At 70.5% G+C, this 21,776-nt stretch carries 26 protein-coding genes and 2 tRNA genes; 14 read left to right on the plus strand and 14 right to left on the minus strand.

Features of this window, described 5'->3' with window-relative positions; translation table 11 throughout:
• Positions 1–51: 51 nt before the first annotated feature.
• The 3 genes from AC2DFQ_RS04170 to AC2DFQ_RS04180 are packed head-to-tail and all read left to right on the plus strand — an operon-like array spanning position 52 to position 3,341.
• A complete protein-coding gene (locus tag AC2DFQ_RS04170) occupies positions 52–1,212 on the plus strand; it encodes a mechanosensitive ion channel family protein (protein ID WP_484509092.1) in 1,161 nt (386 codons plus the stop codon).
• Positions 1,209–1,649 carry a globin gene (locus AC2DFQ_RS04175; RefSeq protein WP_484509091.1) on the plus strand — a complete coding sequence of 147 codons (441 nt, stop codon included), beginning with the start codon at positions 1,209–1,211 and terminating at the stop codon, positions 1,647–1,649. The genes AC2DFQ_RS04170 and AC2DFQ_RS04175 overlap by 4 nt, the downstream gene beginning before the upstream one ends.
• Before the next feature lie 24 nt (positions 1,650–1,673).
• Complete coding sequence (locus AC2DFQ_RS04180) at positions 1,674–3,341, plus strand: FAD-binding dehydrogenase (RefSeq protein ID WP_484533028.1); 1,668 nt, start codon at positions 1,674–1,676, stop codon at positions 3,339–3,341.
• 53 nt (positions 3,342–3,394) lie between these two features.
• On the opposite strand, the gene AC2DFQ_RS04185 is transcribed toward AC2DFQ_RS04180, so the two are convergent.
• Positions 3,395–4,066, minus strand: coding sequence for a DUF8185 domain-containing protein (locus tag AC2DFQ_RS04185; RefSeq protein ID WP_484509089.1), 672 nt, complete (start codon positions 4,064–4,066; stop codon positions 3,395–3,397).
• A gap of 51 nt (positions 4,067–4,117) precedes the next feature.
• Here AC2DFQ_RS04185 and AC2DFQ_RS04190 point away from each other — a divergent pair, with 51 nt between their 5' ends.
• The gene (locus AC2DFQ_RS04190; protein ID WP_484533029.1) at positions 4,118–4,990 is read left to right on the plus strand and encodes an acyl-CoA thioesterase; all 873 of its coding nucleotides are present in this window, start codon (positions 4,118–4,120) and stop codon (positions 4,988–4,990) included.
• On the opposite strand, the gene AC2DFQ_RS04195 is transcribed toward AC2DFQ_RS04190, so the two are convergent.
• The 5 genes from AC2DFQ_RS04195 to msrA all read right to left on the minus strand — a co-directional run bounded on the left by AC2DFQ_RS04195 (position 4,981) and on the right by msrA (position 8,896).
• A complete protein-coding gene (locus AC2DFQ_RS04195; protein ID WP_484533030.1) occupies positions 4,981–5,520 on the minus strand; it encodes an acyl-CoA thioesterase in 540 nt (179 codons plus the stop codon). The genes AC2DFQ_RS04190 and AC2DFQ_RS04195 overlap by 10 nt on opposite strands.
• Positions 5,471–7,150, minus strand: a complete 1,680-nt coding sequence (gene ettA, locus AC2DFQ_RS04200) for an energy-dependent translational throttle protein EttA (protein WP_484509086.1) — start codon at positions 7,148–7,150, stop codon at positions 5,471–5,473. The genes AC2DFQ_RS04195 and ettA overlap by 50 nt, the downstream gene beginning before the upstream one ends.
• A 41-nt stretch (positions 7,151–7,191) precedes the next feature.
• Entirely contained in the window at positions 7,192–7,677 is a 486-nt protein-coding gene (locus tag AC2DFQ_RS04205; RefSeq protein WP_484533031.1) for a DUF6993 domain-containing protein, read from the minus strand.
• A 20-nt stretch (positions 7,678–7,697) separates the two neighbouring features.
• Positions 7,698–8,222, minus strand: coding sequence for a single-stranded DNA-binding protein (ssb, locus tag AC2DFQ_RS04210; protein ID WP_484509084.1), 525 nt, complete (start codon positions 8,220–8,222; stop codon positions 7,698–7,700).
• A 146-nt stretch (positions 8,223–8,368) separates the two neighbouring features.
• Entirely contained in the window at positions 8,369–8,896 is a 528-nt protein-coding gene (gene msrA, locus AC2DFQ_RS04215) for a peptide-methionine (S)-S-oxide reductase MsrA (RefSeq protein WP_484509083.1), read from the minus strand.
• A gap of 84 nt (positions 8,897–8,980) precedes the next feature.
• Here msrA and AC2DFQ_RS04220 point away from each other — a divergent pair, with 84 nt between their 5' ends.
• Positions 8,981–9,226: a hypothetical protein gene (locus tag AC2DFQ_RS04220; RefSeq protein WP_484509082.1), complete on the plus strand. Its 246-nt coding sequence runs from the start codon at positions 8,981–8,983 to the stop codon at positions 9,224–9,226.
• A gap of 7 nt (positions 9,227–9,233) precedes the next feature.
• Here AC2DFQ_RS04220 and yczR read toward each other — a convergent pair whose 3' ends face one another.
• A complete protein-coding gene (gene yczR / locus AC2DFQ_RS04225; RefSeq protein WP_484533032.1) occupies positions 9,234–10,649 on the minus strand; it encodes a MocR-like transcription factor YczR in 1,416 nt (471 codons plus the stop codon).
• Positions 10,650–10,711: 62 nt separating this feature from the next.
• Between yczR and yczE the strand changes: the two genes are divergently transcribed.
• Positions 10,712–11,335, plus strand: a complete 624-nt coding sequence (gene yczE / locus AC2DFQ_RS04230) for a membrane protein YczE (RefSeq protein WP_484533033.1) — start codon at positions 10,712–10,714, stop codon at positions 11,333–11,335.
• A 20-nt stretch (positions 11,336–11,355) separates the two neighbouring features.
• Here the strand turns inward: yczE and AC2DFQ_RS04235 are convergent, their stop codons facing one another.
• Positions 11,356–11,565, minus strand: coding sequence for a methyltransferase (locus AC2DFQ_RS04235; RefSeq protein WP_484509079.1), 210 nt, complete (start codon positions 11,563–11,565; stop codon positions 11,356–11,358).
• A 93-nt stretch (positions 11,566–11,658) separates the two neighbouring features.
• Here AC2DFQ_RS04235 and AC2DFQ_RS04240 point away from each other — a divergent pair.
• The 7 genes from AC2DFQ_RS04240 (at position 11,659) to AC2DFQ_RS04270 (ending at position 14,260) form a co-directional block, all read left to right on the plus strand.
• A tRNA-Arg gene (locus AC2DFQ_RS04240) sits at positions 11,659–11,731 on the plus strand.
• A gap of 44 nt (positions 11,732–11,775) precedes the next feature.
• Complete coding sequence (gene orn / locus AC2DFQ_RS04245) at positions 11,776–12,402, plus strand: oligoribonuclease (RefSeq protein WP_484509078.1); 627 nt, start codon at positions 11,776–11,778, stop codon at positions 12,400–12,402.
• Between the two features lie 38 nt (positions 12,403–12,440).
• A tRNA-His gene (locus AC2DFQ_RS04250) sits at positions 12,441–12,516 on the plus strand.
• Between the two features lie 19 nt (positions 12,517–12,535).
• Positions 12,536–12,904: a metallopeptidase family protein gene (locus tag AC2DFQ_RS04255; RefSeq protein ID WP_484509077.1), complete on the plus strand. Its 369-nt coding sequence runs from the start codon at positions 12,536–12,538 to the stop codon at positions 12,902–12,904.
• On the plus strand, positions 12,901–13,191 hold the full coding sequence (clpS, locus tag AC2DFQ_RS04260) for an ATP-dependent Clp protease adapter ClpS (protein WP_484509076.1): 291 nt from the start codon (positions 12,901–12,903) through the stop codon (positions 13,189–13,191). The genes AC2DFQ_RS04255 and clpS overlap by 4 nt, the downstream gene beginning before the upstream one ends.
• The gene (locus AC2DFQ_RS04265) at positions 13,188–13,691 is read left to right on the plus strand and encodes a DUF2017 family protein (RefSeq protein ID WP_484533034.1); all 504 of its coding nucleotides are present in this window, start codon (positions 13,188–13,190) and stop codon (positions 13,689–13,691) included. The genes clpS and AC2DFQ_RS04265 overlap by 4 nt, the downstream gene beginning before the upstream one ends.
• Positions 13,692–13,720: 29 nt before the next feature.
• Entirely contained in the window at positions 13,721–14,260 is a 540-nt protein-coding gene (locus tag AC2DFQ_RS04270) for a YaeQ family protein (RefSeq protein ID WP_484533035.1), read from the plus strand.
• 22 nt (positions 14,261–14,282) lie between these two features.
• Here the strand turns inward: AC2DFQ_RS04270 and AC2DFQ_RS04275 are convergent, their stop codons facing one another.
• The 6 genes from AC2DFQ_RS04275 to gatC all read right to left on the minus strand — a co-directional run bounded on the left by AC2DFQ_RS04275 (position 14,283) and on the right by gatC (position 19,930).
• Positions 14,283–14,876, minus strand: coding sequence for a sigma 54-interacting transcriptional regulator (locus AC2DFQ_RS04275; protein WP_484533036.1), 594 nt, complete (start codon positions 14,874–14,876; stop codon positions 14,283–14,285).
• On the minus strand, positions 14,851–15,171 hold the full coding sequence (locus AC2DFQ_RS04280) for a hypothetical protein (RefSeq protein WP_484509072.1): 321 nt from the start codon (positions 15,169–15,171) through the stop codon (positions 14,851–14,853). Before AC2DFQ_RS04280 ends, AC2DFQ_RS04275 begins: the two co-directional genes overlap by 26 nt.
• A gap of 38 nt (positions 15,172–15,209) precedes the next feature.
• On the minus strand, positions 15,210–16,466 hold the full coding sequence (gene dinB / locus AC2DFQ_RS04285) for a DNA polymerase IV (protein ID WP_484533037.1): 1,257 nt from the start codon (positions 16,464–16,466) through the stop codon (positions 15,210–15,212).
• Between the two features lie 115 nt (positions 16,467–16,581).
• The gene (gene gatB / locus AC2DFQ_RS04290; protein ID WP_484533038.1) at positions 16,582–18,096 is read right to left on the minus strand and encodes an Asp-tRNA(Asn)/Glu-tRNA(Gln) amidotransferase subunit GatB; all 1,515 of its coding nucleotides are present in this window, start codon (positions 18,094–18,096) and stop codon (positions 16,582–16,584) included.
• Positions 18,096–19,634: an Asp-tRNA(Asn)/Glu-tRNA(Gln) amidotransferase subunit GatA gene (gene gatA / locus AC2DFQ_RS04295; RefSeq protein WP_484533039.1), complete on the minus strand. Its 1,539-nt coding sequence runs from the start codon at positions 19,632–19,634 to the stop codon at positions 18,096–18,098. Before gatA ends, gatB begins: the two co-directional genes overlap by 1 nt.
• Positions 19,631–19,930, minus strand: coding sequence for an Asp-tRNA(Asn)/Glu-tRNA(Gln) amidotransferase subunit GatC (gatC, locus tag AC2DFQ_RS04300; protein WP_484509068.1), 300 nt, complete (start codon positions 19,928–19,930; stop codon positions 19,631–19,633). Before gatC ends, gatA begins: the two co-directional genes overlap by 4 nt.
• Before the next feature lie 103 nt (positions 19,931–20,033).
• On the opposite strand from gatC, the gene AC2DFQ_RS04305 reads away from it, so the two are divergent.
• Positions 20,034–21,731, plus strand: a complete 1,698-nt coding sequence (locus tag AC2DFQ_RS04305) for a long-chain-fatty-acid--CoA ligase (RefSeq protein WP_484533131.1) — start codon at positions 20,034–20,036, stop codon at positions 21,729–21,731.
• Positions 21,732–21,776: the final 45 nt, after the last annotated feature.

The raw sequence follows: 21,776 nt of genomic DNA on the forward strand, positions 1-21,776 counted from the left end.
ATGCCTCGGCGCTCAGCCGTCGTCGAGGCATCCGTCGTTAGCATGGCTGAGATGTCTGTTTCCTTCGCCGTGCCCTCGCTCCCGGACATGACCGATCCCGCCATGTGGACGGAAGTCGGTGAGGAGGCGGTCCGTCTCGGCTTCCGGGCCCTCAACGTGATCGTCGTGATCGTCGTGAGCGGTCTGATCGCGTGGGGACTGCGCTTCGTCATCCACCGCGTCGTCAGCCGGATCGTCAACGGGGCGAAGGGCAGGGCGAACGTCGACGACACCCAAGCCCTCGACCGCTCGCCGCTCGCCGCGGTCCGGTTGGTGCAGCGCACGCGGACGCTGGGAACGATCCTGCAGAACATCGTCAACGTCGCGATCGTCATCGTGGCGCTCGTGCTCATCGCCGGGATCATCGCCCCGGATGTGCTGGCGTCGTTGACGCTGCTCACCGCCGCCATCGGCGCGGGCCTGGGCTTCGGCGCGCAGAACATCGTGAAGGATGTCCTGAACGGGATCTTCATCGTCGCTGAAGACCAGATCGGCATCGGCGACGTCGTCGACCTGGGGCTGGCCACGGGCGTGGTCGAATACGTCAGCGTGCGGATCACGCACGTGCGCGACGTCAACGGCACGCTCTGGTACGTCCGCAACGGCGAGATCACCCGCATCGGCAACATGTCGCAGGGGTGGTCGCGCGTCATCATCGACCTCACCGTCCCCGCCGATGCCGACGTCTCCCAGGTGGAGGCCGCCATGCTCGAGGCCGGGCAGTCGCTCACCAAAGACTCGAAGTGGCGCACCCGCGTCATCGAGCAGCCCGAGGTGTGGGGCCTCGAGTCGATCAGCGGCGACGCTCTCGTCATCCGCATCGTCCTGAAGACCCGCTCGAACGCCAAGGACGACGTCGCCCGTGAACTGCGGATGCGGCTCAAGCATGCGATGGAGGAGCTCGGTCTGAAGCTTCCGCAGCTGAACTCCATCGTGCTCACGGGGCTGGAGGGCGCGCAGCGGGTGCGCGGTGCGAACCCGCCGCGGACGAAGCCGACCGCGGTTCCCGTGCCCGAGCGTCCGGTGTGGAAACCGCGCCGCAAGCGCGAGGCGGGGGCATCCGAAGACGGTGCTCCGGTCGGTTCTCCCTCCGCGCCCGGTCCCAAGACACCGCCCGCCAACCGGTCGCCGAAGAAGAAGTCGACCGACAAGCCCGAGGAGCCAGCCGGATGAGCGAGCCGCTCGCGTTCTACGACGAGATCGGCGGGGAGCCGGTCTTCCGTCGCCTGGTGGAGATCTTCTATCGCGAGGTGGCCCGCGACGATGTGCTCAAACCCATGTACCCCGAGGAAGACCTCGCGCCGGCGCAGGAGCGGTTGACGCTGTTCTTGATGCAGTACTGGGGCGGCCCGACCACCTACAGCGAGGCACGCGGGCACCCGCGGCTGCGGATGCGGCACATGCCGTACACCGTCGATGCGGACGCGCGCGACCGGTGGCTCCGCTGCATGCGCACCGCGGTGGACGAGCTGGCCCTTCCCCCGCTGCACGAGGCCACCCTGTGGGACTACCTCTCCCGGGCGGCGTCTGCGATGGTGAACTCGGTCGACGCCGCCGCTGTGCAGGGCGGACGACCGGCGATTCCGCTGGCGGGGGACGACCGCCGCTGACCGCACGACGACGAGGGAGTCGCCTTGAGCAGCCGAACACACCACACCGACGTTCTGATCATCGGGTGGGGCCTGGCCGGACTCGTCGCCGCCCGTGAGGCACTGCTGGCAGGCAAACGCGTCACCCTCGTCGACCAGGAGCCCCGGACGAACCTGGGCGGGCAGGCGTGGTGGTCCTTCGGCGGGCTCTTCTTCGTCGACTCGCCCGAGCAGCGCCGCATGGGGATCTGCGACTCGATCGAGCTGGCCCGTCAGGACTGGTTCGGAACGGCGGGTTTCGACCGACCCGAGGACGCCCGTCCGCGCGAGTGGGCCGAGGCCTACCTCGCGTTCGCGGCCGGTGAGAAGCGCGCGTGGATGAAGGAGCTCGGCGTCGGGTTCTTCCCGATCGTCGGGTGGGCCGAGCGCGGCGGGTACACCGCCACGGGGCCGGGCAACTCGGTTCCGCGCTTCCATGTCACGTGGGGCACCGGGCCAGGGGTCGTGGCACCGTTCCAGGCCGCGGTCGAGGAGGCAGAGCGCGAGGGCCGCGCGGTGATCCTCCCCCGTCATCGGGTAACCGAGCTGGTCACGTCCGACGGCATCGTCACGGGAGTGGCCGGCGACATCCTCGCCCCCAGCGGATCGCCCCGTGGCGCGGCATCCTCTCGTGAGGTCATCGGCACGTTCCAGGTCGCCGCGGGAGCGACCATCCTCGCCAGCGGCGGAATCGGCGGCAATCACGACATGGTGCGCGCGCAGTGGCCGACCAGGCTCGGCACCCCGCCCGCCACCATGGTGGCCGGGGTGCCCGCCTACGTCGACGGCTCGATGCTCCCGATCGCCGCGTCCGCCGGCGGACGGCTGATCAACGGCGACCGCATGTGGCACTACGTGGAGGGAATCCGCAACTGGGATCCGGTGTGGGCCGATCACGGCATCCGCATCCTGCCCGGCCCGTCGTCGGTGTGGCTGGATGCCACGGGGTCGCGCCTGCCCTCGCCCCTGTTCCCCGGCTTCGACACGCTCGGAACGCTCGCGCACCTGCGCGCCACCGGACACGACCACTCCTGGTTCGTGCTGTCCTCGCGCATCGTGGAGAAGGAGTTCACCCTCTCCGGGAGCGAGCAGAACCCCGACCTCACCGGGAAGGACGTCGGGCTGCTCCTGCGCTCGCGGCTCGGCAAGGGGGCGAGCGGTCCGGTGCAGGCATTCCTCGATCACGGGGAGGACTTCGTCGTGCGGGACGACCTGGATGCGCTCATCGCCGGTATGCAGGAACTCCCGGGCGGTGACACCCTCGACCCGGGACGCGTGCGGACCGAGCTGGAGGCGCGCGACCGCGAGATGGCGAACGACTTCACGAAGGATGCGCAGATCGCGATGCTGAGGTCGGCCCGGGCGTTCCGCGGCGACCGGATCATCCGCACGGCGGCACCCCACCGCATCCTCGACCCCGGCGCCGGGCCGCTCATCGCGGTGAAGCTCCACGTCCTCACGCGGAAGTCGCTCGGCGGCTTGGAGACGGACCTGGCCGCGCGCGTCCTCACCGCGGGCGGTTCACCCGTGCCCGGCCTGTACGCGGCCGGGGAGGCGAGCGGCTTCGGCGGCGGCGGAATGCACGGCTACCGGGCGCTCGAGGGCACGTTCCTCGGCGGGTGCCTCTTCTCCGGCCGTGCGGCCGGCCGCGCCGCCGCTGCTGCTGTCGCGTAGCCCCGCGGCCGCGCGCCTGCGGCGCCGTTCACGCCTGACGGGCTTGGGGCGGGTTACGCGGGGCCGGTACGCCGCACGGCTGTCAGTCCGGAGCGGACGGGGCCGCGGACGAGGACATGCCCGCGGGTCAGCGTGAGCCGCGTCCAGGGGCCGGCCGTGCGGAGGACGGCCTGCTCCTCCCCCGCGATGAACCCCAGCGCGAAGGCCGCGAACGCCACGCCGAGCGGGAGGTCCGACAGAGCCTCGTCGCGCGGGCCCCACACCTGAGCGCGGACGGCGCGGACGACGTCCTCCCCGGCATCGGTGGGAACACGGTCGGCGACCGCCGCCATCCCCCACTGCGCACGGGCGGCCAGCACCGACGCCGTCAGCTCGCCGGCAGGCTCCCACCCGCTGCGGGGCGGTGAGACACCCGCCCAGGCGGCGGACACCGCCGTCTCGGGCAGGGCGATGGCGGCAGCGTCGTCCAGCGCCGGGGCGAGGGCCTCGGCGGTCACGATGAGATCGCAGACGAGGTCGGGATCGACCGCCATCGCGCGCATCCCGAGCACCGTCGGGGTGGCATCCAGCAGCCCGCGGGGCGCGAGCGGGGCGGAGGTGACCACCAGCGTCCCGCCGGTCGCGCGCAGCCGCACCGCACCGTCGCCGAGGGGAGCGGCCCGCGACGCGAACGTCAGCAGGTCGGCTGCCGCGTGGGCATCGGGGAAGACGAGGCGCGCGGACACCCGCCCTAAACTAGCAAGGGCGGGTGCGCAAACCCCAAGTCTGGAGGACGAGTGTCGGACGCGGTCGATCCGGTGGGAGCGCTGCTTCACGTGCTGGATCTGAAGGATGCCGGCGCCCGGACCACGGAGGACATCTTCACCGGACCATCGCACACGATGCCCAATGGGCGGGTCTACGGCGGACAGGTGCTCTCGCAGTCGGTGGTGGCCGCGGCACGGACGCTCCCGGCCGACCGGATGATCCACTCGATGCACGGCTACTTCCTCCGCCCCGGAGACGTGAACTCCGCGATCACCTTCTCCGTCGATCGCATCCACGACGGCCGGTCCTTCTCCACCCGCCGCACGCAGGCGTTCCAGGCGGGGGTGCCGATCTTCTCCATGATCGCCTCGTTCCAGGACGACGATCCCGGCGTGGACCACCAGGAGCCGATGCCGGACGTACCGGCACCGGAAGACCTCCCCGATCCCGCCCTCGGGCCCGAGGCGCAGCATCCGATGACGAAGCACGTGTTCGCCCAGCGGCCGGTCGACCTGCGGCACATCCCGTCGCCGATCTACTTCGAGGTGGACGGTGATGCCGCCCCTCGGCAGGCCGTGTGGATGAGAGCGCGCCGGCGCCTCCCGGATGACCGCCTCCTGCACCGCGCCGCCCTCGGCTACCTCAGCGACCTCACCATCCAGGAGCCGATCCTCCGCGCTCACGGGGTCGCGTGGTCCCGCCCCGGGCTGAAGGTCGCGAGCCTCGACCACGCGATGTGGTGGCACCGCGACGCGCGAGTGGATGAGTGGCTCCTGTACGTGCAGGAGTCCCCCAGCGCGCGCGGCGGGCGGGGCCTTGCCACCGGACGGATCTATACGCGCGACGGCGTGCTGGCGGCGAGCGTGGCGCAGGAGATCATGGTGCGGGTCCCTCAGGACTGACCGCGGCGCCGGTAGTCGATCGGGTCGCCCAGGAACGGCGTCCAGGCCGCGCGCTCCTCGTCGCTCCAGCGGATCGGACGACCGGTGGCGGTGTCCACGATCACGACGACGGCGGTCGCCCGCGCATAGAGCACCGGCGGATCCACCCCCAGCGGGCTGTACACCTCGAAGCACACGTCGGCGCTCGACCCGCCGATGCGGCCGATCCACAGCTGCACATCCAGCGGCCGCTGCCCGTACGGAACGGGCCGGTAGTACTCGATCTCCTGGCGGGCGATGAGCGTCGCGCGCGGTCCTCCGTTTTCGAGGACGTCCATGTCGAACACGGCGGTGGGCAGCGGCGCATCGGTGCCGTCGCCCCGCCAGAACGCGCGCAACCGGGCTTCTTCGAGCACCTTGAGCATCGACGTGTTGTTGACGTGCCCGAGCGCATCCAGGTCGCCCCACCGCAGGTGGATGGGGACGTGAAGCCTCGGCCCGTCAGTCACGCGTGAGCTTGCGGTACGTCGAGCGGTGCGGGTTGGCCGCATCCGGTCCGAGGCGCTCGATCTTGTTCGCCTCGTAGGACTCGAAGTTGCCCTCGAACCAGTACCACTTGTCGGGGGCGTCCTCGGTGCCCTCGTACGCCAGGATGTGCGTCGCGATCCGGTCGAGGAACCACCGGTCGTGAGTGATCACTACGGCGCATCCGGGGAACTCCAGCAGCGCGTTCTCCAGGCTCGACAGCGTCTCGACGTCCAGGTCGTTGGTCGGCTCGTCCAGGAGCAGCAGGTTGCCGCCCTCCTTGAGGGTGAGCGCGAGGTTCAACCGGTTGCGCTCACCACCGGAGAGCACCCCTGCCTTCTTCTGCTGGTCGGGCCCCTTGAAGCCGAACTTCGACACGTACGCCCGCGAGGGGATCTCGATCTTGCCGACCGTGATGATGTCCAGGCCGTCGGAGACCACCTCCCACAGCGACTTGTTCGGGTCGATGTTCGATCGCGTCTGGTCGACGTAGCTGATCTTGACCGTCTCGCCGATCTTCAGGTCGCCGCCGTCGAGCGGCTCGAGGCCGACGATCGTCTTGAACAGCGTCGTCTTGCCGACACCGTTCGGACCGATGACGCCGACGATCCCGTTCGGCGGAAGGCTGAAGCTCAGGCCGTCGATGAGCGAGCGGCCGTCGAAACCCTTCTTGAGGTTCTTCGCCTCGATGACGACGCTGCCCAGGCGCGGCCCCGGGGGGATCTGGATCTCCTCGAAGTCGAGCTTGCGCGTGCGATCGGCCTCCGCGGCCATCTCCTCGTACCGCGCCAGGCGCGCTTTCGACTTGGTCTGCCGGCCCTTCGCGCTGCTGCGAACCCATTCGAGTTCGTCCTTCAGGCGCTTCGCGAGCTTGGCGTCCTTCTTCCCCTGGACGTCCAGGCGCTCGGCCTTCTTCTCCAGGTACGTCGAGTAGTTGCCCTCGTACCCGATCAGGCGGCCGCGGTCGACCTCGGCGATCCACTGGGCGACGTGGTCGAGGAAGTACCGGTCGTGCGTGACGGCGATGACCGCACCCTTGTACGCCTGGAGGTGCTGCTCGAGCCACTGCACGCTCTCGGCGTCGAGGTGGTTGGTCGGCTCGTCCAGGAGCAGCAGGTCCGGCTTCTGCAGCAGCAGCTTCGCCAGCGCGACGCGACGCTTCTCACCACCGGAGAGCGGGGCGACGGCGGCATCGCCCGGAGGGGTGCGCAGCGCGTCCATCGCCTGCTCCAACTGCGAGTCGAGGTCCCAGCCGTCGGCGGCGTCGATCTCCTCCTGGAGCGTGCCCATCTCGGCCAGCAGCGTGTCGAAGTCGGCGTCGGGATCGGCCATGAGGCCGGAGATCTCGTTGAAGCGGTCGAGCTTGGGCTTGATCGCGACGCCGTCCTGGATGTTCTCCAGCACGGTCTTGGACTCGTCGAGCACGGGCTCCTGCATGAGGATTCCGACGGAGTACCCCGGACTGAGCTTCGCCTCCCCGTTGGACGGCACGTCCATCCCGGCCATGATCTTGAGGATCGTCGACTTGCCGGCCCCGTTCGGGCCCACCATGCCGATCTTCGCGCCGGGGAGGAACGCCATCGTGACGTCGTCCAGGATCAGCTTGTCGCCCACGGCCTTACGGGCGCGCACCATCGAGTAGATATATTCCGCCATAACCTGTCCAGTCTACGGTCCGGCGGCCCGGGGCCGTCGCGTCACCAGTCGATCGGGCGGGTGTTACCCACGAGACACCCGCCGGACTGCAACCCCGGCATGACCGCGGTGACCGGTTCGCCGGTGGCCGGCCCGACCTGCCCGATGAGGCATTCCTCGCCCCACCGCACCGAGAACTGGATGCTCTCGGCCGCATTGCCCACCGTCGTCTGGTCGGGGGTCACCTGCATGGCCGCCTTGTCGAAGCCGGCGGCGGTGAGCGCATCGACGTACGCGCGTCCGGCCACCTGCTCGGGCCCCGACCACACCGAGCGCACGATGTCCGTGAAGTAGGGCAGGTTGTCCGCGGCCGTGCCCTCGGGGGCCAGCATGGGCCCCGTCGGGGTGGGCGCCGGCGCCGAAACCACCGGATCGGGTGACGCCGTGGGCGTGGGCGCCGGCTCGGGCGCGCACCCGCTCACGACCCCGACGGCGATCACCGCTGACAGGAGCGCGAAGACACGCCGGTGCATGAGCGTTCGGGCCACGCCACGAGTCTAGGCGGGCTTCAGAACGGAGTGTCGTCCCCGCCCCCACCCGGCCGGGACGCCCCCGCCTCCGCCCCCACGAGGGACGGCGGCGCGGCGGGGATGGCCCAGCCGCTCTCGTCCGTGGCTCCCGTGGTGGCCCGCTCGCCGGGGTGGTCCGAGGCCTGCGACGGGGTTTCGGACGCCGAGCCGTCGGTTTTCCGATAGGCCGTGGTCCCCCACAACAGGTCGTGCCCGATCGCGTCCGCATCGATCTCTGCACTGGTGCCGCGTCTCGTGCCGTTGTCCCAGTCGCGGAGCCGCAGCCGACCGGTGACCACGACGCGGTCGCCGCGGTGCAGCGACGCATACGCATGCTCGCCCAGCCCGCGGAAAGCCGACACCGTGAAGAAATTCGTGTACTGCTCGACCCACTTCTCCGACGCGCGGTCGTACCGGCGATGGGGCGACGCGACGCGGAACGAGGTGACGCGCACCCCCTCCGAGACGGTCCGCTGCTCGGGCTCGGTGGCGATGTTGCCGGTGACGGTGATGATTTCGGTCATGTCGCATCCTCTCTTCGGATGCTCCGGTGACCGCGTGCCCGTCGGACACCGGAGCTGCGACCATCGTCTCGGCATCCCGCCGTGCGAACCCGCGCGAAGCGCACTCCTGGGGACACCGCCTCCCGGAGCGTCGCTGTGGAGGAGGATCAGACGTCGACGAGATAGTCCGCGAAGCGCGCACGCACCTTGTTGACCTTGGGGAGCGCCACGGCGAGGCAGTACCCCTGCGTGGGGTTCTTGGCGAAGAAGTCCTGGTGGGCATCCTCGGCCGGGAAGAACGCGCCGAGCGGCTCGATCGTCGTGACGATGCCCCCGTCCCACCACGACGTGGCCCGATCGCGTGCCGCCTCGAACAGCGCCCGCTGCTCGTCATCCGCGGGGAACATGGCGCTGCGGTACTGCGTGCCGATGTCGTTGCCCTGACGGTTCAGCTGACGCGGGTCGTGCATGGTGAAGAAGGCGTCCAGGATGACCTCGGCCGAGATCTCCTCGGGGTCGAAGGTCACCGCGACCGCTTCGGCATGCCCGGTGCGCCCGGAGCACACCTCCTCGTAGGTCGGGGCGTCGGTGACTCCCCCGGTGTAGCCCGAGACCACCGCCGTCACGCCGCGAAGCGCGCGGTACGCCGCATCCAGGCACCAGAAGCACCCGCCTGCCAGCACGAACGTGACCATTCATCCTCCTCGACCTCGCGCATCCAGGCTACGCGCGCAACCCGCACCGCGGTGGATGTCGGAGGGGGTGCTTAGCGTGGAAGCATGATCTGGACCGACACGCCCGAGCTGCAGGCGCCCTCCTGGGCGCGCCTGAGCCGCGTCGCGCGCGGCCGATGGAGGGTGACCGACCGCTCCGGCCGGGTGGTCGGTCACGTCCACTCCGTCATGACCGAGAGCGGGTGGCGATATGCCGCCGAACGCTTCTCCCCCGCGTCGCGCAGCTTCCGCCGTCTCGGTGAGTTCTGGACCCCCGACGAGGCCCTGGACTGCCTGCGTTACCAGCGGTGAGCGGGCGCTACACGACGGCGTCGAGGTGTTCGACCCGGCTGAGCGGCGAACCGGCCAGCACATCGGGCCAGGTCTCGGCCAGGATGCTCGCCGCCCGCACCAGTTCGTCGGCGGGGCCGGTGAAGGGGATGCGGAGGTGGCGGTCGTGTCCGCCCTCCACGGCGAAGCGCGAGCCCGCCGACAGATAGAGCCCGCGCGAGCGCGCCGCGAGTACCAGCGGCGAGCTGAGGGGCGCGTCCAGCTCGACCCACAGCGCCAGCCCACCGCCGACACGGGGCACACGCCACTCCGGCAGGAGGTCGGCCAGAGCCGCCGACAGGGCATCGCGACCGGCGCGGAGGTGATCGGCCCGCTGCGCGATCACCTCGTCCATGCGCGGGAGGACGGCCGTCGCCACCGCCTGCTCGAAATCGGGGGTGCCCAGATCGTGCATCGGACGTGCGGCTGCGAGACGTCGGATCGTGTCGGCCTGGGCCCTGACCCACCCCACGCGCAGCCCACCCCACACGGTCTTGCCCAAGGATCCGATGCGGATCACGCCCGCGTCACCCGCATAGGGATCGGAGCGGTCGACGTCGATGGCGAGGTCGGCGGTGGTCTCGTCGATGACCACGAGGGTGCCCGACCGCTCGGCGGCAGCGCGGAAGGTCTCGACCTCGGCCGGCGTCATCGTCCGCCCGGTGGGGTTCTGAAACGCCGGCATCAGATACGCGAGGACGGGAAGGGTGCGCGCGAACGCCTGCATCGCGCGGTCGAGGTCCCATCCCCCGTCGGTGGTCACCGGCACCCCCACCAGGCGCGCACCGGCGCGGCGGAAGGCATCGGCGGCGTGGGGATAGGTCGGTGTCTCGATGAGCACGCGGTCGGCGCGTCCCAGCAGCACCGAGGCCAGCAGGTGGATCGCGCTCTGCGCACCGGCGGTGATGAGGATCTCGTCGACCCGCGTGGGGATGCCCCGCACCCGATAACGCTCGGCGACCGCGTCGCGCAGGGCGAGATGGCCGACGATGTCGTAGCCGCGCCGGGCGACGAGGGTCGTGGCGGTGGCGGCGACCTCGGCGAAGACACCGGCCAGGCCCGGCCACGCCGGCGGGGACGCCTGCTGCAGGTCGATGGCGTCGTCGACCCCCGGCCGGATTCCGGGATCGCGGCGCGCCAGGGGAAGCGTCACGCTGCCCGAACCGCGGAGGCTCCGGATGTGGCGGGTGTCGCGCAGGCTGCGGTAGGCCGCGGCGACCGTCGTGCGGCTGACGCCCAGCGCCGTGGCAAGCTCCCGCTCCGCCGGCAGGGCGGTGTGCGCGGCGAGCCGGTTGTCGAGGCAGAGGAGGCGGACGGCGTCGGCGAGGGCTTCGTAGACCGGTTCACTGCTGCGCCACCCACCGAGGGCCGCGGCGAGGGCGCGAGCGGAGATCCGAGAGTCCATGGAGGCCACGGTAGCGGAATTGGACTCTGGCGAAAGGACCAATCCCCCGCTGAGATGGATGCATGCCACGCCGCGTCCTGCAACTGCTCGTCGGCCTGGTGCTGTACGGGTTCGGGTGCGCACTGACCGTCGCCGCCGGGCTCGGCGTCGACCCGTGGACGGTGCTGGCCGAGGGGCTGTCACGGCGCACCGGCATGGGGGTGGGCTGGGTGACGAACCTGCTCGGCGCCGCGGTGCTCCTGGCGTGGATCCCGCTCCGCCAGCGCCCCGGCGTCGGCACGCTCGCGAACATCGCGCTCGTGGGAACCAGCATCCAGGCCACCCTCGCCGTCGTGGGGCAACCGGAAAGCGTCCTCGCACGAGTCTCGATGCTGGGGCTGGGCGTGCTGTCGGTGGCCGTCGCGTCGGGGCTGTACCTCGGCGCCCACTTCGGGCCCGGCCCCCGCGACGGCCTCATGACGGGGCTGCACGCGCGCCTCGGGGCACCCATCTGGCTGTGCCGGCTCAGCGTCGAGGGCACCGTCCTGGTGCTCGGCTGGTGGCTCGGCGGCACCGTGGGCATCGGCACCGTCGTGTTCGCCCTGTGCATCGGACCTCTCGTGCACGTCGCGCTGCCGCTCTTCGACGTTCCCGCGGATCGCCGGGGCGTGGCGCTCGTCGCCGCGCCGCCTGTCGGGGGACGCTGACGACGCCGAATGCGGGGGGCTCAGTGCTCGCGGTACTCGGGCGGCTCGGCGCCGGGCTTGAGGTGCGACTGCAGCGCGCGCTTGGCGATGTCCATCGAGGGATATGTCCCCAGCGGCGTCGCGGCTCCCGCCATCTGAACCGTGTAGCCCGCGGCGTCCTTCTGGATCTTGCCGACCGCCCCGGCCGGTCCGTAGGCCACCCAGAGTCGGCGCGTGGTCGTTTCCGTCATCGTCGCTTCCTTCCTGGTGCGCTTTGACCGTACGCCGCATCCGCAGGGGGCACCAGTGCACCCGCGCCCGCGCATCGGTAACCTGGGAGCCGACCCCCAGTAGCTCAGTGGATAGAGCAGCGGCCTTCTAATCCGTTTGTCGCACGTTCGAATCGTGCCTGGGGGACGCGTGCACGGCCCGGCTCGCCCACCGTCGTTAGGATGGTCGGCATGGTGGGAGCTTCCGAGAACGACCGCCTCGTGTGGATCGACTGCGAGATGACGGGACTCGACCTCGCCGTCGACGAACTCGTCGAGATCGCCGTCGTGGTGACCGACTTCGAACTCACGGTGCTCGACGCCGGGTTCCAGATCGTCATCAAGCCAGACGAGTCCGCGCTGGCGAACATGAGCGAGTTCGTCACGAACATGCATCGGTCCTCGGGCCTGCTGGAGGAGATCCCCTCTGGCGTCTCCCTGGCGGATGCGGAGTTCCAGGCGCTGGAGTACATCCAGCGCTTCGTTCCCCTCGAGGGGAAGGCGCCGCTGGCCGGCAACACGATCGGCACCGACCGCATGTTCCTCGCGAAGTACATGCCCCGCGTGGATCGATGGTTGCACTACCGCAACGTCGATGTCTCCAGCGTCAAGGAGCTCTCCCGCCGGTGGTTCCCGCGTGCCTACATCCACGCACCGGCCAAGAACGGCGGCCACCGCGCCCTCGCCGACATCCACGAGTCGATCCGAGAACTCGCGTATTACCGCTCCGCGGTCTTCGTTCCGGAACCCGGACCGACGAGCGACGGCGCGCGCGCCGCGGCGGCAGCAGCGGTGTCGGCGTACCCCTTCTCGGTATGAGAGAATATTCTGGTTGTTCCGCAGCCGCGGAGCGCATGGTGGGTATAGCTCAGTTGGTAGAGCGCGGCCTTGTGGTGGCCGATGTCGCGGGTTCGAGCCCCGTTACTCACCCCAATACGTCCCGCGAGGGGCGATGACCGAGTTCGATCCCGCAACCATGGATGCCGAACGGTTCGAGCAGCTCGTCGTCGACGAGCTCGATCTGCTGCCGGACGACATGGTCGGGGGGCTCGACAACGTCGTCTTCGTCGTGGAGGACCGCCCGGAGGACGGCTCCCTCGACCTCCTGGGCCTGTACGACGGCTGGTCGCTGACCGAGCGCGACCGGTACGGCAGCGCAGGGGAATTGCCCGACCGCATCATCCTCTATCGCGAGTCGCACCTGGCCGTGTGCGACACCCTCGAGGAACTGCGCGACGAGGTGCACACCACGCTCGTCCACGAGATCGCTCACTTCTACGGCATCGACGACGAGAGACTGCACGAACTGGGGTGGGCATGAGCGGCACGCTGCTCGACGAAGACGTGCGGCTGGACCGCGCGGCCGAGGCCGACCGTCCGTGGCAGACCGTCGTATGGAACGACCCCGTCAATCTCATGAGTTACGTGGTCCACGTCTTCCGTGAGTATTTCGGGTACTCCGTGGCCGAAGCGACGCGGCTGATGCGGGCGGTTCATCACGAGGGTCATGCCGTGGTGTCCGAGGGACCTCGGGAGCAGATGGAACTGCACACCTCCGCAATGCACGACTACGGCCTGTGGGCCACCGTGCGGAAGGCACCCGAATGAGCGGGGGGCGCCTGCTGGTGCTCGAGCTGACGGTCATCGAGGTGGCCCACCTCGCGGCGATCACCGGCCAGTTCCTCCAACTCGTCGACGACCCCGAGGCCGCCGCATCCCCCGACCCGGCCGTGGCTCGGCTGACACCCGACGCCTACCCCGACGACCGGGAGGCGTCGGGAGACTTCCGGCGGCTCACCACGGGCGACCTGCTCGACCGCCGTGCGCGCGACGCTCGCACGGTGCTCGGCACGCTGGCGCAGCACGGACCTGTTCCCGCCGTCGACGACCTGGACGAACGCACGGCCCTGCGGGTGCTCGCGGTGACGCTCGACGGAGACGAGACGCAGGCCTGGCTGCGCACGCTCGCGGCGGTCCGGCTGGTGATGGCCTCCCGGCTGGGGATCGAGAGTGAGGACGACGACCCGGGCGATGACCCCCGCGGCGTGCTCTACGACTGGCTCGGGCAGCGCCTGGAGGCGCTCGTGGCCGCCGTCGACAACGGCTGAGCAGCCTCCTGCCGGTAGGCTCGACGGTTATGGCCACCGGTGCGACAGTCCACAGCTTCGCCGTACAACTGGCCGACGTCGACCGCGGGATCTACGAGGATGTCGCGCTGCGGGTGGCGCGCCATCCGTCCGAGACCGCCCCGTTTCTCCTGACGCGCGTGCTGGCGTACTGCCTCGAGTTCGAAGACGGAATCGCCTTCAGCGAAGGGATTTCGACCACCGACGAACCGGCCGTCCTGGTCCGGGACGCGACCGGACGCCTCACCGCCTGGATCGAGGTGGGAGCACCGGATGCTGCGCGCCTGCACTACGGGAGCAAGCTCGCCGACCGCACGAAGGTCTACACCCACCGCGATCCCGCGAAGGTGGCCGCTGCGTGGGCCGGCAAGCGCATCCACGATGCCGGCACGATCACCCTCCACAGCTTCGACCCCGGCTTCATCGACGCCGCCGCGGCTCTGCTGGAACGACGGAACGCCCTGACGGTGTCGGTCACCGAGCACCGCCTGTACGTGGAGATGAACGGCACGACGCTCGAATCGGCCGTCCACGACCACGCGGTGCAGTAGCGCCACCCCGCGCGATAGGCCCTCAGGGCAGGGCGACCGTGACCGTCGCCTGCGCCACCGGGTCATCGGCGGCCAGGTGCGCATCCTCTTGGGCAGCCCACCGCCCCCAGTAGGGCCGATACCCGTCGCCATCGCGTCCCAGTGCCCGGGAGCGGCGGGAGTGCTCCGGGGCGTCGAGCCACACCCGCACGTCGCCCAGGAGCGCGGTGCGGGGGGTCAGGAGCCCGGAACCTTCCACGATCAAGGGCAGCGAGGGGTCCACCGCGTGGGCCTCGGCGCGTTCGGACCCGTCCCAGTCCCAGCGCTGCCAGACACCGACCATTCCGCGGGCGTGCGGGACGAGCACGGAGGTGCGCGCGTATTCGACGCCCTCGGCAAGTCCGTCCCACCCGGGGTACAGGCTGTCGAGGGCGACCAGCTGCACCCTCCCCCGCTGTGGCCAGCGGGCGACCAGAGCCCGGGCGAACGATGTCTTGCCCGCTCCGCTGCGCCCGTCGATGAGCACCACGGGGTTGGCAGCCGCGACGGCACGAACCTGCTCCACCACCGCGTCGACGGCGGCGGTGAGGGCCTGGGCGAACGGGTCGGGCCTACTTCTTGAGGGCTCGGATGACACGGCTCAGGGCGCGGCCGGTGACCCACACGAAGGGGATCGCGACGGCGAGGAACGCGACGACGTTCGGTTCGAAGCGCAGGTCGTCACCGCGGCGGATGTACGCGCCCACAGGGACGGAGTACCCGCCGCCACCACCGCCGCCGTTGCCGGCCTCATCCTCGCCGCCACCGAACCCGGTCCACGTGAGAGCCACGGGCACGAGCCGCACGCCGTCGACGTCCTGCTGCTCTCCGTAGGCGGCGGTGACGCCGAATTGTGCAGCCTGCGAGCCGAGGTCCAGTGCGATGTTGGGCATGGCTCCACCGTACCGTCCGCGGCTCCACCTGCCCAGGGTCAGTCGCCTGAGGGGGGAAGCGGATGCGACGGTAACGAGCCGCCGTCGCGCCGTGGGCCCAGGAGCGCCGCGCGGGTCACGGCGCCTCGCCCGAAGCGCGCGGCGGCTCCGTCGAGCGCATCCTCCACGGCACGCCATTCCTCGTCGTCGTCCCACAGGCCGAGGGGTCCCGCGGCGGAGCGCAGCTTCTCTCCGCGCACGCCCACCAGCCGCACGGGAAGCGGCCGGGCGATGCCGTCGAACAGCTCGATGGCCGCTTCCCCGATGCGCTGCCCCACCGCGGTGGGCTCGGCGAGCGTGCGGGATCGGCTCAGGGTCGTGAAGTCGGAGAAGCGCACCTTGATCGCCACCGTCGCCGTCTCCACCCCCTGGCGGCGCAGTCGGGTGCCCACCCGATCGGCGAGCCGGCGCAGCTCCACGTGCAGCACGCGGGTGTCGGAGATGTCGTCGGCGAAGGTCTCCTCGTGGCCGATGCTCTTCTCCACGTGCTCGGTGTGGACCTCACGGGTGTCGATGCCCTGAGCCAGCTGCCACACGCGCTCGCCCATCGCCGGACCGAGTGCGCGGTCGAGCATCGGGCGCGGGGAGGCGAGCACATCGGCGACGGTGCGGATACCCCGGCCCTCGAGCGCTTCGGCAGCCTTCGGTCCCACCCCCCACAGCGCGCGCACCGGCCGGGCGGCGAGGAAGCTCAGGGTGTCGGCGGCGGCGACGATGAGCACGCCGTCGGGTTTGCTGATCGTCGAGGCCATCTTCGCCACGTGCTTGGTGGATGCCCCGCCCACGCTGCAGGTGAGGCCGGTCTCGTCGAGCACTCGCTCACGCAGCATCCGGGCGATCTGACGCGGGCTCCCCCACAGTCGGCGCGCGCCGCGCACGTCGAGGAACGCCTCGTCGATCGACAGGGGCTCCACGAGCGGGGTGAAGTCGCGGAAGATCGCCATCACGCGGCGGGAGAGCTCGGTGTACCGGTCGAAGTGGGGCATGACCACAATGGCGGTCGGACACAGCCGGAGCGCCTGCGACACCGGCATCGCCGAGCGCACCCCGAAGCGACGGGCTTCGTACGATGCGCTGGAGACCACGCCCCGCCCCTCCGGTGCTCCGACGATGATCGGCTTGCCGCGGAGGGAGGGGTCATCGAGCACCTCGACCGACGCGTAGAAGGCGTCCATGTCGACGTGGAGAATGCCCGCGCCGGTGTCGTCGGCGCCGTCGGCGGAGACGATCCGCCCCGTGCCGTCACCGCGTCCCATGCATCCATTCTCCCCGCCGCCGCCGACACTCGGCGACGCACCGGGGCAGGAAGAACGCCCGGATCAGGGCCGGATGATTCCGGCTACTCCTGAGCGGGCGTTCTTCTGACGCGGGCTACTGCGCGGCGCGCTCGAGGACGAGTTCGCGCACGCGCGCGGCGTCGGCCTGGCCCCGCATGGCCTTCATGACCGCGCCGATCACGGCGCCGGCTGCCTGAACCTTGCCGTCGCGGATCTTCGCCAGCACGTCGGGCTGGGCTGCCAGGGCCTCGTCGATGGCTGCCAGGAGCGCGCCGTCGTCGGACACGACCGCCAGGCCGCGCGCATCCACGACCTCCTGCGGGGTGCCCTCCCCGGCGATGACGCCTTCGAGCACCTGGCGGGCAAGCTTGTCGGTCAGCGTGCCCGCGTCCACGAGCTTCTGGAGGGCGGCGACGTTCTCCGGCGAGACGAGGTCGGTCGCCTCACGGTTCTGGGCGTTCGCGATGCGGCTGATCTCACTCATCCACCACTTGCGCGCCGCGGCGGGCGACGCGCCGGCAGCCACCGTGGCACCGACCTCCGCGAGCAGGCCCGCGTTGACGACACCCTGGAAGTCGATGTCGGCGAAGCCCCACTCGCCCTGCAACCGGCGGCGGCGGGCGGCCGGCGGCTCGGGGAGGGCCGCGCGGAGTTCTTCGATGAGCTCCTCGGAAGGAGCGACGGGGAGCAGGTCGGGCTCGGGGAAGTACCGGTAGTCATCGGCGTCCGACTTGGGCCGGCCGGGCGACGTGGTGCCGGTGTCCTCGTGCCAGTGACGGGTCTCCTGGATGATCGTGCCCCCGGCGGCGAGGATCGCCGCCTGGCGCTGGATCTCGTACCGCACCGCGCGCTCGACCGATCGCATCGAGTTGACGTTCTTCGTCTCCGTGCGCGTGCCGAGCTTCTCCTGGCCGCGCGGACGCAGGGAGACGTTCGCGTCGCAGCGCAGGTTGCCCCTCTCCAGCCGGGCCTCGGAGATGCCGAGGGACAGGACGATGTCGCGGATCGTCTGCACGTAGGCCTTGGCGATCTCGGGTGCGCGATGCTCGGCGCCGAAGATCGGCTTGGTGACGATCTCCACGAGCGGCACACCGGCACGGTTGTAGTCCACGAGGGAGTACTCCGCGCCCTGGATCCGACCGGTTGAGCCGCCGACGTGGGTCAGCTTGCCGGCATCCTCCTCCATGTGGGCGCGCTCGATCGGCACGGTCACGAGGGTGCCGTCGGGCAGCTCCACTTCGACGGAGCCCTCGAAGGCGATGGGTTCGTCGTACTGCGAGATCTGGTAGTTCTTGCCGAGGTCGGGATAGAAGTAGTTCTTCCGAGCGAAGCGGCTGGAGGGAGCGATCGAGCACCCCAGCGCGAGCCCGAGCGAGATCGAGAACCGCACCGCCTGCTCGTTGACCACCGGCAGCGCACCGGGGAGCCCCATGTCCACCGGTGCGACGAGGGTGTTGGGAGCAGCGTCGTGGTTGTCGGAGTGGGCGGGGTTCGGCGCTCCGGAGAACATCTTCGTGCGCGTGTTCAATTCGACGTGCACCTCGAAGCCGAGCACGGGCTCGAACCGCTCCAGTGCCTCATCGAAGCCCATCAGCGTGTCTTTCGCCATCAGCGGCTCCCTCCGTTCGGTCCCTGAGCTGTTAGAAGGGCAGGTGCGCGGTCCAGCAGCGGACCGCCCCACTCCTCCACGAGCAGCGTCTCCAGAGCGGCGCCCACGCGGTACAGGCGGGCATCCTCCCGCGCCGGAGCGAGGAATTGGATGCCGACGGGCAGCCCGTCCTCCGCGGCCAGGCCGGAGGGGATCGAGATCCCCGGCACGCCGGCGAGGTTCGCCGGGATCGTCGTGACGTCGTTGAGGTACATCTGCAGCGGGTCATCGATCTTCTCGCCGAAGCGGAAGGCCGTCGTCGGGGCCGAGGGCGTCGCGATGACGTCCACCTGCGCGAAGGCGGCGTCGAAGTCGCCCTGGATGAGGGTGCGCACCTTCTGGGCGCTGCCGTAGTACGCGTCGTAGTATCCGGCCGACAGCGCGTAGGTGCCCAGGATGATGCGGCGCTTGACCTCGTCGCCGAAGCCCGCGTCGCGGGTGGCGGCCATGACCTCCTCCACGGTGGCAGTGGCGTGCGGGGTGACCCGCATCCCGAACCGCACCGAGTCGAACTTCGCCAGGTTGCTGGAGGCCTCCGCCGGGAGGATCAGGTAGTACGCGGCGACGCCGTACTCGAAGTGCGGCGCGTTGACCTCGATGATCTCGGCGCCCTGGGCCTCCATCGCCGCGAGCGCATCGCGGAACGACGACGCCACTCCCGCCTGGAAGCCGCTGTCGGGGAGTTCGCGGATGACGCCGACCTTCAGTCCCTTCAGGACCTGCCCGGTGGCGCCGTCGCGCGCGGCGTCGGCGAACGACGGCCACGAGTCGGTGAGCGAGGTCGCATCGTGCGGATCGTGTCCGGCGATGACGTCGTGCAGGAGCCCCGCGTCCAGCACCGTGCGCGTGACCGGCCCGACCTGGTCCAGGCTCGAGGCCAGCGCGATGGCGCCGTAGCGGCTGACGCCGCCGTAGGTCGGCTTCATCCCGACCGTTCCGGTGACGTGCGCGGGTTGGCGGATGGAGCCGCCCGTGTCGGAGCCGAGGGCCAGCGGCGCCTCGAACGCGGCCACCGCCGCCGCCGATCCGCCGCCGGAGCCGCCGGGGATCCGGTCGCGGTCCCACGGGTTGCGCGTCGGGCCGTAGGCGGAGTGCTCGGTGGAGGACCCCATGGCGAACTCGTCCATGTTCGTCTTGCCCAGCGGCACGAGGCCGGCCGCGCGAGAGCGCGCGACGACCGTCGCATCGTACGGCGAGAGGTACCCCTCGAGGATCTTCGAGCCGCTCGTGGAGGGCATGTCGGTCGTGACCAGCACGTCCTTGATGGCCAGCGGCACGCCGGCGATCGGGCCGAGCTCCTCGCCGGCCGCGCGACGGCGGTCGATGTCGGCGGCGACGTCGAGGGCTCGGGCGTTGACGTGCAGGAAGGCGTGCAGGTCGCCGTCGACGGCGGCGATCCGGTCGAGGTGCGCCTGTGTGGCCTCCACGCTGGAGACCTCCCCGGCCGACAGGCGCGCGGCGAGGTCGGACGCGCTCAGGCGCGTGAGGTCGTCGGTCACTGCTCCTCCCCCAGGATCGCGGTCACGCGGAAGCGGTTATCCGCCGCATCCGGGGCGTTCTGCAGCACCTCGTCCAGGCTCAGCACGTCGCTCGGCACGTCGGTGCGGAACACGTTCTGCAGCGGGATCGGGTGGCTGGTCGCGACGACGTCGGGGGTGGCGACCTCCGACACCTTCGCGATGTTGTCGACGATCACGTCGAGCTGACCGGTGAGGCGCTCGACCTCCTCGTCGCTGAGCTGGATCCGGGCGAGCACACCGAGGTGGCGCACGAGATCGGGGGTGATTTCAGACACGCTCCCAGTCTAGGTTCTGGCCGCGATCGCTCCGATGCACGCTCGGCGCCCCCGCGCGCCCGGAGGGGGCTCCCCGCGGACGAAATAGGGTGGCTGGATGACGATGACCTACGATCCGCCGCGGCCCTGGATTCGCAGCTACGCGGAGGGTGTGCCCGCGGACCTCGACCCGGTCTCCGGATCACTCGGCGACATCGTGGCAGCATCCGCACGCGACTACCCGGATGCCCCGGCCCTGGAGTTCTTCGGGCGCACCAGCTCCTACCGCGAGCTCGAGGACCAGATCGCCCGCGCCGCGGCAGGCCTGCGCGCTCGGGGCGTGCGCGCGGGCGACCCCGTCGCCATCGTGCTGCCCAACTGCCCGCAGCACATCGTGGCCTTCTACGCCGTGCTGCGCCTGGGCGGCGTGGTCGTGGAGCACAACCCGCTCTACACCCCTCGTGAGTTGCGCAAGCAGTTCGAGGATCACGGTGCCAAGCACGCGATCGTGTGGAGCAAGGTGGTCGGCACTGTTCAGCAGTTCCCCGACGACCTGCGCGTGGACACCCTCGTGTCCATCGACGTGACGCGTGCCATGCCGTTTCGCACGCGCGCCGCGCTGCGTCTGCCCATCGCACGGGCCCGCGAATCGCGTGCTGCTCTCCACGCCAAGGTCTCCGGGACCATGACGTGGGAAGACCTGCTGCACGCGGAGCCGCTCCCGGCGAGCTACCCGCAGCCGGCGACCGACGACCTCGCGATCATCCAGTACACCAGCGGCACCACGGGCACACCCAAGGGCGCCGCACTGACCCACCGCAACCTGCTCGCCAATGCCGCCCAGGTGCGGGCATGGGTGCCGTTGATCCGCCGCGGCGAGGGATGCGTGGTGTACGCGGTGCTGCCCATGTTCCACGCGTACGGCCTGACCCTGTGCCTGACGTTCGCGATGTCGATGGGCGCGCGACTGGTGCTGTTCCCGCGTTTCGATCCCGATCTCGTGCTCGCCGTGACCAAGAAGCATCCGGCGACGTTCCTGCCGCTGGTCCCTCCGATCGCCGAGCGCCTCCTGACCGCATCGCGGGAGAAGGGTATTCCGATCGCCGGCACCGGGATCGCCATCTCGGGCGCCATGGCTCTCCCGCATGAGCTCGTGGTGCCGTTCGAGGATGCGTCGGGCGGCTACCTCGTCGAGGGGTATGGCCTCAGCGAGTGCTCGCCGGTGCTCATGGCCAATCCCGTCGCGGACAACCGCAAGCCGGGAACCGTCGGGCTCCCGATTCCGGGCACCGAGTGCCGTGTGGTGGACCCGGAGGACCCGCGGGTGGACGTCGCGCCGGGCGAACGGGGCGAACTCCTGGTGCGCGGGCCGCAGGTGTTCAGCGGCTACTACGGCAAACCCGAAGAGAGCGAGGAGGTCTTCGTCGACGGGTGGTTCCGCACCGGCGACATCGTCACGATCGACGACGAGGGTTTCGTCCGCATCGTCGACCGCATCAAGGAGCTGATCATCACGGGCGGATTCAACGTCGCCCCCACCGAGGTCGAGTCGGCCCTGCGGCAGCACCCCCACGTGGCGGACGTCGCCGTCGTCGGGTTGCCCAGCGACCACTCCGGCGAAGAGGTGGTCGCCGCGGTCGTCGCCGACGGCGAGGGCGAGATCGACGTGGAGGCCATCCGCACGTTCGCGCGCAGCATCCTCACGGCCTACAAGGTGCCTCGGCGGATCTTCGTCGTGGACGAACTGCCGCGTTCGATGATCGGCAAGGTGCTGCGCCGCCAGGTGCGGGAGAGGCTCCTCGCTCTCACCTCCGGTCGCTGACGCCGGCCGCTCGGACACGTCCGGCCCGTCGTGCTCCCGGCCGGT

This window comes from Microbacterium sp. Z11_20 (assembly GCF_057197605.1).